The 14,244-nt window shown below is 60.6% G+C and carries 11 protein-coding genes and 2 pseudogenes; 1 reads left to right on the forward strand and 12 read right to left on the reverse strand.

The features are described 5' to 3' along the window. The 7 genes and pseudogenes from Q7T10_RS03840 to gabT form a co-directional block, all read right to left on the reverse strand. Nucleotides 1-187 (reverse strand): annotated as a pseudogene (locus Q7T10_RS03840) (succinate-semialdehyde dehydrogenase (NADP(+))); the annotation flags it as partial. Nucleotides 188-230: 43 nt separating this feature from the next. Then, nucleotides 231-1,187, reverse strand: coding sequence for an agmatinase (gene speB, locus Q7T10_RS03845; protein WP_304746115.1), 957 nt, complete (start codon nucleotides 1,185-1,187; stop codon nucleotides 231-233). 124 nt (nucleotides 1,188-1,311) lie between these two features. Beyond that, nucleotides 1,312-2,136: an ABC transporter permease gene (locus tag Q7T10_RS03850; protein ID WP_304746117.1), complete on the reverse strand. Its 825-nt coding sequence runs from the start codon at nucleotides 2,134-2,136 to the stop codon at nucleotides 1,312-1,314. Nucleotides 2,137-2,140: 4 nt separating this feature from the next. Continuing rightward, on the reverse strand, nucleotides 2,141-3,376 hold the full coding sequence (locus Q7T10_RS03855) for an ABC transporter permease (protein WP_370653724.1): 1,236 nt from the start codon (nucleotides 3,374-3,376) through the stop codon (nucleotides 2,141-2,143). Nucleotides 3,377-3,397: 21 nt separating this feature from the next. Further along, complete coding sequence (locus Q7T10_RS03860; RefSeq protein ID WP_304746122.1) at nucleotides 3,398-4,429, reverse strand: ABC transporter substrate-binding protein; 1,032 nt, start codon at nucleotides 4,427-4,429, stop codon at nucleotides 3,398-3,400. A gap of 47 nt (nucleotides 4,430-4,476) precedes the next feature. Then, nucleotides 4,477-5,562 carry an ABC transporter ATP-binding protein gene (locus tag Q7T10_RS03865; RefSeq protein ID WP_304746124.1) on the reverse strand — a complete coding sequence of 362 codons (1,086 nt, stop codon included), beginning with the start codon at nucleotides 5,560-5,562 and terminating at the stop codon, nucleotides 4,477-4,479. 80 nt (nucleotides 5,563-5,642) lie between these two features. Next, nucleotides 5,643-6,933 (reverse strand): annotated as a pseudogene (gene gabT, locus Q7T10_RS03870) (4-aminobutyrate--2-oxoglutarate transaminase). A gap of 143 nt (nucleotides 6,934-7,076) precedes the next feature. On the opposite strand from gabT, the gene Q7T10_RS03875 reads away from it, so the two are divergent. Further along, complete coding sequence (locus tag Q7T10_RS03875) at nucleotides 7,077-8,468, forward strand: PLP-dependent aminotransferase family protein (RefSeq protein ID WP_304746126.1); 1,392 nt, start codon at nucleotides 7,077-7,079, stop codon at nucleotides 8,466-8,468. Here Q7T10_RS03875 and Q7T10_RS03880 read toward each other — a convergent pair. From Q7T10_RS03880 to Q7T10_RS03900, 5 genes are all read right to left on the reverse strand, one after another. After that, nucleotides 8,465-9,919 carry a gamma-aminobutyraldehyde dehydrogenase gene (locus Q7T10_RS03880; protein WP_304746128.1) on the reverse strand — a complete coding sequence of 485 codons (1,455 nt, stop codon included), beginning with the start codon at nucleotides 9,917-9,919 and terminating at the stop codon, nucleotides 8,465-8,467. The two genes, Q7T10_RS03875 and Q7T10_RS03880, sit on opposite strands and share 4 nt — an antisense overlap. 56 nt (nucleotides 9,920-9,975) lie before the next feature. Further along, entirely contained in the window at nucleotides 9,976-10,788 is an 813-nt protein-coding gene (locus tag Q7T10_RS03885) for an ABC transporter permease (protein WP_304746130.1), read from the reverse strand. Between the two features lie 7 nt (nucleotides 10,789-10,795). Further along, nucleotides 10,796-11,740 (reverse strand): ABC transporter permease, encoded by a 945-nt coding sequence (locus Q7T10_RS03890; protein WP_304746132.1) that lies wholly within the window; start codon nucleotides 11,738-11,740, stop codon nucleotides 10,796-10,798. Beyond that, nucleotides 11,737-12,795 carry an ABC transporter ATP-binding protein gene (locus Q7T10_RS03895; protein ID WP_304746177.1) on the reverse strand — a complete coding sequence of 353 codons (1,059 nt, stop codon included), beginning with the start codon at nucleotides 12,793-12,795 and terminating at the stop codon, nucleotides 11,737-11,739. The genes Q7T10_RS03890 and Q7T10_RS03895 overlap by 4 nt, the downstream gene beginning before the upstream one ends. A gap of 114 nt (nucleotides 12,796-12,909) precedes the next feature. Then, on the reverse strand, nucleotides 12,910-14,070 hold the full coding sequence (locus Q7T10_RS03900) for an ABC transporter substrate-binding protein (RefSeq protein ID WP_304746134.1): 1,161 nt from the start codon (nucleotides 14,068-14,070) through the stop codon (nucleotides 12,910-12,912). Nucleotides 14,071-14,244: the final 174 nt, after the last annotated feature.

Consider the following 14,244-nt stretch of genomic DNA (forward strand, 5'->3'; position numbering starts at 1 on the left):
CGGCGGCGATGGCCGCCTCGGCATCTGCCGGGCCCAGGTTGGCCACATCCGCCAGCTTGTTGCCGTTGGACGGATCCAGAATGTCAAAGCGGCTGGATCCCTTGACCCACTGACCGTTGATCAATGCATCGGTTTTCAGCAGGGTGGGATCTTTGAGAAGCGAGAGGGGGGAGGTTTTCATGTCCATGGCGGTCAGTGGGAGAGTTAAGACTTGATGATACGTTCTGTGGCTAGCGTCGTTTGACGCCGGGCAGCACGCATAGCATCTCATAAAGCAGGTTGGCCCCGAGCAGGGCAGTGTTGCCCGACAGATCGTACGGTGGTGCGATCTCAACCAGATCGCCGCCGACGATGTTCAGCCCGTGGCAGCCCCGGATGATTTCAAGGGCCTGCGGGACGGTCAAGCCGCCGATTTCCGGGGTGCCGGTGCCGCCGGCGAATGCCGGGTCGATGCCATCAATGTCAAAGCTCAGGTAGCACGGTGTGTTGCCGATCCGCTCGCGCACCCGGGCCATGGTGGGCGCCAGCGACTGGTACCAGACTTCATGGGCCTGCACGATGGTGAAGCCCTGGGCGCGGGGCCAGTCAAAGTCGTCGGACGCATAGCCGGTGCCACGCAAGCCGATCTGGAACACCTTGTCGCAGGCCAGCAGGTTTTCTTCGACGGCGCGGCGAAACGGCGTGCCGTGCGCTATGCGCTCGCCAAACATGTCGTCGTTGACGTCGGCATGGGCGTCGACGTGCACCAGCGCCACCGGGCCATGCCTGGCCGCAATGGCACGCAGGATCGGCAGGGCGATGGTGTGGTCGCCACCCAGCGTCAGCGGGATGCAGTCCGCGTTCAACACCTGCTGGTAAAAGCCGGTGATGATTGGTAGCGATTTTTGCAGTGAGTAGGTGTTGATCGGCACATCGCCCAGATCGGCCACTTGCAGGGTGTCGAAGGGGGCGGCGCCGGTCGCCATGTTGTAGGGACGTATCAGGGCGGACTCGGCGCGAATCTGGCGCGGGCCGAAACGCGCGCCGGGGCGGTGCGAGGTGCCGATGTCGAGCGGCACGCCGATGAAAGCCGCGTCCAGGCCCTCGGGCGAATTGGCCAGTGGCAGGCGCAGCATGCTGGCTATGCCGCCAAAGCGCGGCATGGCGTTGCCTGACAGGGGCTGATTTTTAGGCGTTGCGGAGGTCATGGGAACGATCGTTGACTCTTTTGATTTCAAATGATCAGAAATATATAGAAAATAAGGCTCTAGCCCTTATGGAATATGCGTAAGTAGCTATAAAAACGATAGCAATCAAAGTGATTGGAGCGCCTCAGCGCCGCCGCCCGCGCAGCCACTCCAGCCCCAGCATCAGCGTGGTGGTGAAGATGATCAGCAGGGTCGCAACCGCCGCAATGGTGGGGTTGATGTTTTCACGAATGCCGGTGAACATCTGGCGCGGCAACGTGACCTGGCTCGGCCCGGCAATAAAGAGCGTGACCACGACCTCGTCAAACGAGGTGGCAAACGCAAACAGGGCGCCCGAGATGACACCCGGCGCAATGATGGGCAGCGTGACGCGGAAAAATGTGGTGAGCGGGCCCGCCCCCAAGCTCAGGGATGCACGGATCAGGTTGTTGTTGAAGTTCTGCAGGGTGGCCAGCACCGTGGTCAGCACAAACGGCGCCCCCAGAGCCGCGTGCACCAGCACCAGGCCCAGATAAGTGTCATTGAGCCCGATACGCGCGAAAAACAGGTAGGTGCTGACCGCCACCACCACCACCGGCACCACCATCGGCGCAATCAGCAAACTCATCAGCACGCCTTTGCCAAAGAAGTTGACCCGTGCCAGGCCGACCGCCGCCATGGTGCCCAGCACGGTCGCCAGCACGGTCGCCAGCGGCGCGACGATGAAGCTGTTGCGGGTGGCGCGCGCCCATTCAGCCGATGAAAACAGGTTGTCGTACCAGCGCAGCGACCAGCCTGGCACGGGGTAAGACAAAAACGTGCTGTCGCTGAAGGACAAGGGGATGATGACCAGAATCGGCAGCAACAAGAACAGCAACACCAGCACCCCCAGGCCGCGCAGGGCGTACCAGCCGGTCTTGTCGAGTAAGGTGGCGTAAGCCGGAAACACGGGACGGGCAGGCAGTGACATGAGGCTAGCCCAGGCTAAGTTCGGATTTGACCAGGCGCCGGTACAGCGCATACAGCACCAGCGTGGCCGTCAGCAGCACGGCGCCGAGGGCGCAGGCCATACCCCAATTGACCGTGACGTTGGTGTACTGGGCAATGTAGTAGCTCAGCATCTGGTCATCCGCACCGCCCAGCAGGGCAGGCGTCACGTAGTAGCCGATGCTCAAAATAAAGACCAGCAACCCGCCCGCACCCATGCCGGGGTAGGTTTGCGGCATGTAGACCCGGAAGAACGCCGCCAGCGGCGAGCTGCCCAGCGAGACCGCTGCGCGCAGATAGGTCGGGGGCACCGACTTCATCACGCTGTACAGCGGCAATATCATGAAGGGCAGCAGGATGTGCACCATCGCAATAATGACGCCCAGCCTGTTGAACAGAAGGGGCAGCGGCTCGCCGACAAGGCCCAGTTCCATCAGCGAGCGGTTGACCAGGCCGTTGGTCTGCAGCAGCACAATCCAGGCCGCCGAGCGCACCAGCACCGAGGTCCAGAACGGCACCAGCACCAGAATCATCAGAACATTGGCCTGGCGCGGCGACAGGGTCGACAACCAGTAGGCCAGCGGATAACCCAGCAGCAGGCAAAACAGCGTCACCACGGCACTGATTTCAAAGGTGCGCAGCAGGATTTTGAAGAATGCGGCCGAGTCGGCATCCACCCGGGTGATATTGCCCTGCACATCGCGCTTCAAATCGACCGTGGTGAGCAGATAGTCGGGCGTCCAGCGCGAGCCATTCTTGGCAATGGCCTGCCAATAGCCCAGTTCCTGCCAGCGCGGGTCGAGCGCCAGCATGCGCTCGCGCGTTTGTGCCGGGCTCAAATTTTTCTCAAAAGGCAACGCGCGGTAGGTGCTCATGACCAAAGACCGGGCACCGCTGATGTCGCTGTTAAGCCGCCGCGCCAGAGCGCCAATCTCGGATTGTTCGGCAATGGCCGAAAAATCGGTGATCAGCGCGGCATAAGCCTCGTCAGGCGGGGCGCTGGTGCGATCCCATTGGTCCAGCACGGCCACCGTGTGACGCAGCGTGCTGGCCACCTCCGGGTTTTCAACCGCGCGCACCAGCAGCGCGCCAATGGGCACGATGAAGATCGCCAGCAGAAAAACCAGCAGTGGCAGCGTCAGAGAGATGGCAAAGGCCTTTTTGCGCCGCTCCGAGCGTCGCAGTTGGCTCGCCAGGTTGCCGGGAATCACAGTGGCGGTCATGACCATCTCTCCAACTCGCACTTACTGCGCTGCCCAGGCGGTAAAGCGTTTCTCCAGCGCCTCACCCTGATCAGCCCAGAAGCTCACATTGAACTGCAATGCCGTTTTGGCGTTCGCTGGCGCGGTGGGCAGCTGTCCCAATACCTTGGCGTCGAGTTTGGCCAGTGCCTTGGTGTTGGTCGGGCCGTAGGAGATGTTCCTGGCGTACTCGGCCTGGGCGTCGGGGCTGCTGGCCATGGCGATGAACTTCAGGGCCGCTTCCTTGTTGGGTGCGCCTTTGGGCATGACCCAGTAGTCGAGGTCATAAATGCCGCCGGTCCAGGTGATCTGCAAGTTTTTGCCTTCGCGCTGGGCGGCATCAATGCGGCCGTTGTAGGCGGTGGTCATGACGACGTCACCGGCGACCAGAAACTGGGGCGGCTGGGCGCCCGCTTCCCACCACTGGATGTTGGGTTTGAGCTCGGTGAGCTTCTTGAAAGCGCGGTCAGCACCTTCTTTGGTCTTGAGCACCTTGTACACGTCGGCCACCGCCACGCCATCGGCCATCAGGGCAAATTCGATGTTGTAGCGCGCACCCTTGCGCATGGCGCGTTTGCCGGGGAATTTCTTCACATCCCAGAAATCAGCCCAGGTGGTCGGGGCTGTTTTGAGCTTGTCGGCGTTGTAGGCCATGACCGTTGACCAGACAAAGGTGCCTATGCCGCACTCATGAATGGCAGCCGGTGTGAAGTCGGCCTTGTTGCCGATCTTGCTGTAATCGAGTTTCTCGAACAGGCCTTCGTCGCAACCCCGGGCGACGTCGGGGCTTTCAACCTCGACCACGTCCCAGGTCACATTTTTGGCCTCGACCATGGCCTTGATCTTGGCCTGCTCGCCGTTGTAGGCCACGCCGACAATCTTGTTGCCGGTGGCTTTTTCATAAGGCGCAAAGTAGGCTTTCTTCTGGGCGTCGCCATTGGCGCCACCAAAATTGACCACCGTGATCTGAGTTTCAGCCAGGCTGGCCAGCGCAACAAAAGCGGCACAGGCGGCCACAAGCGGTTTGAGGTTCATGAATGATCTCCTTAGGGTTCTGAAAGCAGGTTGAAAATGCATGCGGCTCAAACATAGACCCGCAAATGCTCTTGGGGCAGTTGCAGCCAGATCGCATCGCCCGGCTGGGGCATGGTCTGGCTGGACAGCGCGATCTTGACGGTGGCGTGCGCCTGATTGGCCACCGTGCAGCGCAGGCGCAGGTGGTCACCCAGATAGATCACATCATTGATGGTCGCCCGCAGCCCATTGGCCGCAGGCTGGTCGCTGCCCAATTGCGGGCAGATGCGCTCGGGGCGAATGCAGGCCTGCACGGTCTGCCCTGGCGTGGCGGCGTTCACGTTGACGCCGCTCAAGCGGCTGCCGCAGGGCAGTTGCACCGTGCAATGCGCGCCATCGGCACCGGACACCTTGCCCTGGAAGACCGTGTTGTCGCCCACAAAGCCCGCGACAAAACGGTTGGCCGGCGTTTCATATAGCTGCGTGACCCCGTCAATTTGCTGAATGACGCCATCGTTGAAAACAGCCACCCGGTCCGACATGGTGAGCGCCTCGGACTGGTCGTGCGTGACGTAGACGAAGGTCAAGCCGAGCTTGCGGTGGATTTCCTTAAGCTCAAGCTGCATGTGCTCGCGCAACTGCTTGTCCAGCGCACCCAGGGGCTCGTCCATCAGCACCAGTTGCGGGTCAAACACCAGCGCGCGCGCTAGCGCTACACGCTGCTGCTGACCACCCGAGAGTTGGCCCGGATAGCGCGAGCCGAACTTGTCCATCTGGACCATCGCCAAAGCACGCAGCACTTTGGCTTCACGCTCGGACTTGCCAAATTTGCGCACCGTCAGCGGATAGGCCACGTTGTCGGCAATGGTCATGTGCGGGAACAGTGCGTAGTTCTGGAACACCATACCAAAGTTGCGCTTGTGCGGGGGTGTCTTGGTGATGGACTTGCCTTTGAGGAAAATCTCACCTGAAGTCGGTGACTCAAAGCCGGCCAGCATCATCAGCGTGGTGGTCTTACCCGAACCCGAGGGACCCAGCAGCGACAAGAACTCGCCACTTTGAATCTCAAGATTCAGGTCGTGCACCACCAGGGTGCTGCCATCGTAGGTTTTTTGCACTCCCGAAAACTTGACGAGTTCGTCGTTGATGGACATCGTTTTCAACAGCCTTTATTGGGTCGATCGAGTATCAGGAAATTGAGCGAACAATCATAGGCCGCAACAAGCGGGCGTGCTCATTGCACCGCCGCCAGACTGGCCTCCATGATGGCCAGACCTTCATCCACGATGGCATCGCTGGCGGTCAGGGGCACCAGGATGCGCACCACGTTGCCATAGGTGCCGCAGGTCAGCAGGATCAGGCCGCGTTGGGTGGCCTCAGCCGCCAGCGCCTTGGCCATCTCGGCGTTGGGTATTTGAGCGTCCCCATCCTTGCACAGTTCAATCGCCACCATGGCACCCATGCCGCGCACGTCGGCAATGCACGCGTACTTGCCGGCCATGGCTTGCAGGCGGTTCATCAGGTGCGCGCCCAACTTGCGGCTGCGCTCAAGCAGATTTTCTTTGGCAAAAACATCGAGCACTGCCAGCGCGGCGGCGCAGGCAATCGGGCTGCCCGCATAGGTGCCGCCCAGGCCGCCTGCCGCGGGGGCGTCCATGACTTCAGCGCGGCCCACCACGCCTGACAGCGGGTAACCGCCCGCCATCGATTTGGCCATGGATCATGTCGGGGGCGACGCCGCTTTGCTCCATGGCAAACCAGGTGCCGGTGCGCCCGGCACCGGTTTGAATCTCGTCGGCAATCATCAAAATGCCGTGCTGGTCGCACAGGGCCCGCAGGCGCTGCAGGAAGTCAAAGGGCGCCACATTGAAGCCGCCTTCTCCCTGCACCGGCTCCACAATGATGGCGGCCACCCGACTGGCTTCGACGTCATTCTTCAGGATGGACTCCACCGAGGCGATCGCGTCATCGCTGCTTATGCCCTGCGCTGCATTGGGAAACTGGGCATGGAATATTTCTGCCGGGAACGGGCCGAAGCCGGTCTTGTAGGGTGCCACCTTGCCGGTCAGCCCCAAGGTCAGCAGGGTACGGCCATGGTAGCCACTGGTGAATGCAATGACGGCGCTGCGTTTTGTATAGGAACGGGCAATCTTGATCGCGTTTTCAACCGCTTCCGCGCCGGTGGTCAAGAACATGGTCTTTTTGGCAAAGTTGCCCGGCGCCAGCGCGTTGATGCGCTCAGCCAGTTCCACGTAGGGCTCATAGGCAAGAACCTGAAAACATGTATGGGTGTACAGGTCAATTTGTTCCTTGACCGCCTGCATGATCTCGGGACGGCAGTGGCCGGTGTTGAGTACGGCAATGCCACCGGCAAAGTCAATGTAGCGCTTGCCCTCCACATCCCACACTTCAGCATTGACGCCGCGCGCAATGAAGACTTCATGGCTCTGGCCCACACCACGGGGAATGGCGGCCCGCCGGCGTGCCATCAGGGCGGCGTTGGTCTGTTCGGTTTGGTGCTGCATATCACTCCTGCGAGGTTGGTCGTTCATTAAGTGGGGGTGACTGTAGAAGCGATCCCGCACAACTACCATATACAGTTGAGTGTTTTTTGATGATGTACTGTGTCGCCATACTTGCCTGTACATACAAACCCTAATACGCCTTCATGTTCACGCTCAATCCGCAAAGTTCGACGCCGCTGGTGCTGCAAATCGTGGCGGGCTTTCGCACGGCGATTGAGGCGGGTTCGCTTCGGCCCGGCTCGAAGGCGCCGTCGATCCGGCAGTTCGCGCATGCCCACAACGTGAGTGTGTTCACCGTGGTGGACGCTTATGACCGGCTGGTCGCTCAGGGTTTTTTCGCCTCACGACCGCACTCAGGTTTCTTCGTGAAACAGCGGCCTACGTCCGTGACCGAGCTGCCGGGCCATGGGCCCAACTTCAGCTTTGATTCGATGTGGTACCTGCGCCGAATTTTTGAGAACCGTGCCCTGCGCATGAAGCCCGGTTGCGGCTGGTTGCCAGGTGACTGGTTGTTTCAGGACGGTGTGCGCCGCAGCCTGCGCAGCCTGGCCGCTGAGGACGTGGATTTAGGGGGCTACGGTGAGCCCAAGGGCTACCCACCACTGCGCCAGCTGGTTCGCGATCTGCTCGCCGAACAGGAAATTTCGGTCACGGCGGAGCAAGTCCTGCTCACGCATGGATCGAGTCAGGCGATGGACCTGGTCGCTCGGCGGCTGGTACGGCCCGGCGATGCGGTGCTGGTGGATGACCCCGGCTACCCCAATCTGCTTTTCTCACTGCGGTTCTTGGGCGCGCGCCTGATCGGGGTGCCACGTACCCCGGCGGGGTATGACCTGGTGGCGCTGGAGCGACTGGTTGTCGAGCACCAGCCCAAGGTCTTCTTCACCCAGCCACGCCTGCAGAGCCCGACCGGGTCCGTGGCCCAACTGGCGCATCTGCACCGCGTCATGCAATTGGCCGACAAGCATGATTTTCTGGTGGTGGAAAACGACATCTACGCCGACCTGGATCCCGAGCCAAGACCCTCGCTGGCGAGCCTGGACCAGTTGAACCGGGTGATCTACATCAGCAGTTTTTCCAAGACGATCTCGCCCAACATCCGGGTCGGGTATCTGGCTGCGAATCCGGATTTGCTGGAGGATCTGGCCCAACTGAAGATGATTTCGGGCCTGACATCTTCCGAATTCAGCGAGCGTCTGGCCCATGGTGCCCTGATCGATGGCCGCTGGCGAAAGTACATCAAGGGCCTGCGCGAGCGCCTGGCGAAGGCCCACGAGGCGGCCGCTTCCGGCTTGCTGAAGATCGGGTTTGAGATTTTTTCGGAACCTAAAGCCGGTATTTTTCTGTGGGCGAGGCACCCTGACATGCCCAACGCTGCCGAGCTGGCCTACAAGGCGGCCGAGCAGGATATTCTGCTTGGGCCCGGCCATCTGTTCAGTCCGGACCTGCAGCCCAGCTCCTGGATCAGATTCAACGTGGCGTTTTGCGATGACCCTGCGGTTTTTTCCTTTCTTGAGCGTCAGCGCAGCGCTTAGAGCTTGATCATCACGTGCCGCGCGACGGAATAGTCTTCCAGTGCGTACATCGACATGTCCTTCCCATAGCCGGATGACTTCAGTCCGCCGTGGGGCATCTCATTGACCAGCATGAAATGCGTGTTGATCCAGGTGCATCCATATTGCAGCTGCTTGGCCACCCGCATGGCGCGACCCACATCCTGGGTCCAGACGCTGGATGCCAGCCCGTATTCGGAGTCATTGGCCCAGCCGATGACTTGGTCGGCATCCGTAAACCGGGTCACCGAAACGACCGGCCCGAACACTTCGCGTTGCACGATTTCATCGTCCTGGCGCGCACCGGCTATCACGGTGGGCTCATAAAAGAAGCCCGGCCCCGGACGCAGTTTGCCGCCGGTGGTGACTTCCATGTGTCCCGCCATCTGGGCGCGTTCCACAAAGCTCGCGACACGGTTGCGCTGACGGTCCGAGATCAGGGGCCCGAGTTCGACGTTTTCTTCATCCTGACTGCCCATCTTGATGCTGGACACCGCCGATGTCAGGTCTGCCACCAGCTTCTCGTAGATCTTGGGACCGGCATAGATGCGGCAAGCCGCCGTGCAGTCCTGCCCTGCGTTGTAGTAGCCAAAGGTACGCACGCCGGCGACAAGTTCCTCCAGGTTGGCATCGTCAAACACAATGACGGGGGCTTTGCCTCCCAGTTCGAGGTGGGTGCGCTTGAGCGTGCCGGAGGCGGCTTGAAGGATCTTGCGTCCGGTGGCCACGTCACCGGTAACGGACACCATGCGGACCTGTGGATGCTCGACGAGCGGTTGCCCCACGCTGGTGCCGCGGCCACACACCACGTTGAGAACGCCCTTGGGCAAAATGTCGGCCGCAAGGCGGGCAAACAGCAATGCTGTCAGCGGCGTCTGCTCGCTGGGCTTGAGCACCACGGTGTTGCCGGCCGCCAGTGCCGGCGCCGTCTTCCATGCGGCCATCATCAGGGGATAGTTCCAGGGGGCAATGGAGGCGATGACGCCGATCGGATCGCGGCGGATCATGCTGGTGTGTCCACTCAGATACTCCCCGGCAATGGAGCCGGTCATGCAGCGGGCCGCCCCTGCGAAGTAGCGAAAGCAGTCCGCAATGGCCGGAATCTCATCGCCCAGGGCGCGTGCAAAAGGCTTGCCGCAATTGAGGGATTCGAGCCTGGCAAATTGTTCGGCATTGGACTCAATCGCATCCGCCAGTTTGAGCAGCAGGCCGGCTCGCTCGCCCGGTGTCGTCTGAGACCATGCGCCAAAGGCCCGGTTGGCGGCCGATACCGCACGGTTCACCTGCTCATGGGAGGCTTCCGGGACCACGCACAGGAGTTCGCCGGTGGCCGGGTTGAGAATGGGTTCATCCGGTCCCTCGCCCTTGACCAGTTGCTGGTCAATCAGAAGTTCGGTCGGAAACTGGATGTTGACGTCGATAGGGTGTGCCATGGTGTTGATTCCTGGTCGCGGGTTTGAACAAAGAAGAGTATTTCTGTGCAGCAGGATCAGCGGTTGAGGCTGTCCTCGTCAGAGCGGGTCAGCCAGTAGGCTGCCACGATGGGGATAAAGGTCAGTGAGATCATGATCACGGCCACCACATTGGTGACGGGGCGCTGGCGTGGGCGAATCAGTTCCTGAAACATCCAGATGGGCAGGGTGGTCTGTTGTCCTGCCGTGAAGGTGGTGACGATCACCTCGTCGAAGCTCAGCGCGAACGCCAGCAGGCCCCCGGCCAGCAGGGCGGACCCGAGTTGCGGCAGGAGTACGTAGCGAAAGGTCTGAAACGCATTGGCGCCAAGGTCCATGGAGGCTTCCAGCAGGGACGGACTGATGCGACGCAGCCGTGCCACCACATTGTTGTAGACCACCACAACGCAGAACGTGGCATGGCCAATGACGATGGTCCAGAAACTGAAGGGGATGTCCATCGTGTGAAATGCGGATCTCAAGGAAATTCCCGTGATGACCCCGGGCAGGGCGATCGGCAAAATGAGCAGCAGATTGATGGCCTCGCGGCCGAAAAATTGGGTGCGCGCCAGCGCTCCCGCCGCCAGCGTTCCCAGCACCATCGCAATGCCTGTGGACCACAGGGCCACCTTGAATGACAGGGCCATGGCATCCCAGACATCGGTGCGATCCAGTGTCACGGCGAACCATTGTGTCGTCAGTCCCGGCGGCGGAAAGACGTAACTTTTGTCTTCGCTGCTGAATGCATAAAGGACGATGAGCGCCAGCGGTATGTGCAGGAACAGCACGCCGAACCAGACGGCGATTTTCAGGCCCAGGGTGGCGCCGCGCGTGGGGCGTGATGATTTCATGCTGATCTCAGAGCGCATCGAAGGCACCCTTGCGTTTGGCAAACCACAGGTAGACACCAATGATGACGATGGGTACCAGCGAGAATGCGGCCGCAAACGGCAGGTTGCCCGCCACGCCCTGTTGCCGGTAGACCACCTGCCCGATGTACAGCGTGGAGTTGCCGATGACCTGCGGAATGATGTAGTCGCCCAGCGTCAGCGAAAACGAAAAGATGGAGCCAGCGGCAATTCCCGGCATGGCCAGCGGAAGAATGACCCGACGGAAGGTTTGGGCGGGGGTCGCGCCAAGGTCGGCTGAGGCCTCCAGGTAGGAGCCTGGAATGCGTTCAATGGCCGCCTGAATCGGCAAAATCATGAAGGGAAGCCACATGTAGACAAAAACGACAAAGGTGCCCAGCGGCGAGAAACTCATGGAACTCCCGCCCACCACGGGGAGGCTCAGAAGGCCGTCCAGCATCCAGTGCAGGTTCATGCTGTGCAGCAGCCACGAGATGGCACCTTCCTTGGCCAGCAGCAGCTTCCAGGCATACAGACGAACCAGGTAGCTTGACCACAGTGGCAGCATCACGGCCACATAGAGCAGGGCTTTCTGGGAACCACGCGCGTGGCGCGCCATGTAATAGGCAATCGGGAATCCGATCACGGAACAGGCCAGCGTGACGAGGATGGCCATGACGGTGCTGCGCAAGGCGACATCCAGATTGGTGGGTGTGAAAATCTCGGCAAAATTGCCCAGTCCCACTTCGCGAACCACCTGGCCCGTGAAATCATCCAGCCGAAAGAAACTGTTGGCCAGCAGGCTGAACAACGATCCCAGGTAGATGACGCCGAACCACAGCAGGGGTGGCAGCAAGAGCAGGGTCAGCAGCAAGCCGCGGCGCGTGTACAGCAGGGTGGACACACGGTTGACCAGGCCCGAAGGCATGGTCAGGGCATTCTGATCCGGTGTCATGCTGCAACCGTGCCGGCGGCAGTGGCCTTGTCTTCGATCGGTTGCACTGCGGCATCACACCAGTAAAGATAGGCCGTATCGCCGGTAGATGGGGCGTCGGCCGCGGCATGGACTGGCACGTCCACCAGCAGGGGTTCGGCACTGTCCGGGCGCAGCACACTCACCCGCCAGAACGAGCCGAAAAACTGCACCTCCTGCACCAGACCCCGGGTACGAACTGCTGAGGGGCTGGATGGTTCGGATCCCAGCTCCAATTTGATCTGCTCGGGGCGAATCATGATGGCCGGGCTGCGTCCGAACAGCATGGCGTCCTGGCCATGCAAGACGTTGGCCGTGCCGACGAACTCGGCGACGAAACGGGTGGTCGGCCGGTTGTACAGATCGGATGGCGTGGCGACCTGCTCCAGGCGGCCTTTGTTGAACACGCCGATGCGGTCGCTCATGGACAGCGCTTCATGCTGGTCGTGCGTGACAAAGATGAAGGTAATCCCCAACTTGCGCTGCAGACTCTTGAGTTCGCTCTGCATCTGCTCGCGCAGCTTCAGATCCAGCGCGCCCAGTGGCTCATCGAGCAGCAGAACCTTGGGCTCGCTGATCAGGGCGCGGGCCAGGGCCACGCGCTGGCGCTGTCCGCCCGACAGCTCCATGGGCTTGCGCTGCCCCACCTCGGCCAACTGCACGGTCTCCAGCAGCGCCTGGGCGCGGCGCTCACGGGTGCTGCGGTCCACGCCCCGCACCATCAGGCTGTACGCCACATTCTCAAGAACCGACATGTGGGGAAACAGCGCATAGTCCTGGAACACGGTGTTGACCGGGCGTGCATAGGGCGGTTGCTGACTTACATCGGCACCGTGTATGGCGATGCTGCCGCTGGTGGGCAAGGTGAATCCGCCGATCATGCGAAGGCAGGTGGTCTTTCCCGATCCCGACGGGCCCAGCAGCGTGAAAAACTCACCGGGTCGAACCTCCAGATTGACGCGGTCAACCGCGTGAACTGATTTGCCCGTAGATCGAAACACGCACGACACTTCGCGCAAACTGACAGCGGCAATCATCACACTCAGACTCTCTCAGTAAATTGAACACAAGATCACGAACCGCGCGTCGAACCCGGCTGAAGCGCGGTTGAAACAGGCTGACTCACCACCGGTGAATCAGCCTGAAGTCGACTACCTGCCGCCCAGGACGCCAATGTAATCAGAGGCCCACTTGTGATAAGGAATGCACTGGTTGTTTTGTGTCTTGCATTGGGTGGTGGGCGTTTTCCAGAAGGAAATGCGCTCAAAATCCTTGTAGCCCTGGCGGTCGCAACCATCGTCGCCCAGCAGTTTGTTGCCCTTGCAGGCGGCTGGCACTGCGGGAACCGAGCCAAACCACGCCGACAAATCACCCTGCAGCTTGGGGTTGAGCGAGTGCTCCATCCACATATAGGCGCAGTTGGGGTGTTTGGCTTCCGCATGCATCATGGTGGAGTCAGCCCAGCCGCTGGCACCTTCCACCGGCACGACGGTCGCGATCGGGGCTTTCTTGGATGCCAGGATGTTGGCCTGGAACTGCCAGCTGCCTGAAGCAACCACACCCTCATTGGTGAAGTCGTCGATCTGCACAAAGGCATCGTGCCAGTACTTGCCAACAATCTTGCGCTGGCCGCGCAGAAGGTCCAGCGCGGCCTTGTACTGCGCTTCATTGAGCTCGTAGGGATCCTTGATGCCCAATGCCGGATTTTTCTTCATCAGATAGAGCGCTGCGTCGGCGATGTAAATGGGCCCGTCAAACGCCTGAACGCGGCCCTTGTTGCTCTTTCCGTCAGGCAGGGTCTGCTCTTCAAAAACGACGCTCCAGCTGGTGGGTTTCTTGTCGCCGAAGACCTTGGTGTTGTACATCAGGACGTTCCAGCCCCACTGGTAGGGCACGCCATAGTGGTTATTGCCTTCATAGTGCCACGGGGCCTTTTGCAGCCGGGGGTCGACGTTCTTGTAGCTTGGAATCAGGCTCACATTGATGGGCTGCACTTTCTTGCCCCGAATCAGGCGGGTGCTGGCGTCGCCAGACGCGGTCACCAGGTCAAAGCCCCCTTCATTCATCAGCGCCACCATCTCGTCCGAGGTGCCCGCTGTCTTGACATTGACCTTGCAGCCGGTGGCCTTTTCGAAGCCGGTGACCCAGTCAAAGTTCTTGTCGGTCGCCCCACGCTCGATGTAGCCCGCCCAGGCCACGATATCCACCTGGCCTTCGCCCTTGCCAATTTTCTGCAAGGCCTGTTGAGCCAGGCTGGCGCTACCCATCGCCATGACACCCATGGCGACCGCTGCGTATTTCAGGAATTTCATTGATGCACTCCATTCAGGTTGTTCGTTCTCCAGCTGGGCTGGGCCTTTCGCCAGATGCTTAAAGCAGCGTGAATGTAGCCTTGACAGTAGACCCTGTGAAGTTCAATATTCGAAGCCCCATCTATCTAAAAAACAGATATCTGGGGTAAACCCCTATATTTTCAGATAACAAAT

It is taken from the genome of Rhodoferax sp., from assembly GCF_030646845.1.
Classification (GTDB): Bacteria; Pseudomonadota; Gammaproteobacteria; order Burkholderiales; family Burkholderiaceae_C; genus Rhodoferax.